The sequence below is a fragment of the Nitrosopumilus sp. b1 genome (assembly GCF_014078545.1).
Taxonomy (GTDB): Archaea; Thermoproteota; Nitrososphaeria; order Nitrososphaerales; family Nitrosopumilaceae; genus PXYB01.
Window position 1 is genome coordinate 631 of the sequence record NZ_MU078762.1, and the last position, 459, is coordinate 1,089.

Genomic DNA, 459 nt, shown 5'->3' on the forward strand with positions numbered 1-459 from the left:
TCCTGCACCATTTCCAACTACTGCAATATTTCCATCTAATTCTACAAGTGAGAATCCACTTTTTTCTGCTCTTTCTTCAAGCTCTGATATTTCTTGATATTTCATGAGCTCCTCATGCCTAAAGTTTGAATTATCATCTGTCATTACTTTACCATCAAGGGCAAGCAGTGAACCATCTTCGATAATTGCTAATGGATTAATTTCTGCTAGTTCTGCCTCTTTCTCAATTGTTAGCTTTGATAATTTTTGTAAAATCTCAACTAAATCATCTGCTGCTTTTCCTTCCAATCCCATTTCTTTTGCAACTTCTCTTGCAACATTTTCTTCAACATTGCCCAAGCCTACTTCTTTAATGATTTGATTTTTTACTGATTCAATCTCGACTCCTCCTTCAGATGATGCAATAATTGTATAGCATCTTTTACTTCGATTCAAAAACAATGAAAGATAGAGTTCCTT

General features: G+C 34.4%; 1 protein-coding gene. It reads right to left on the minus strand.

Going from position 1 to position 459, the window contains the following annotated elements; genetic code table 11:
• The coding region (locus C6988_RS10470) for an ATP-grasp domain-containing protein (protein ID WP_342752391.1) at positions 1-459 on the minus strand (459 nt) is incomplete at both ends.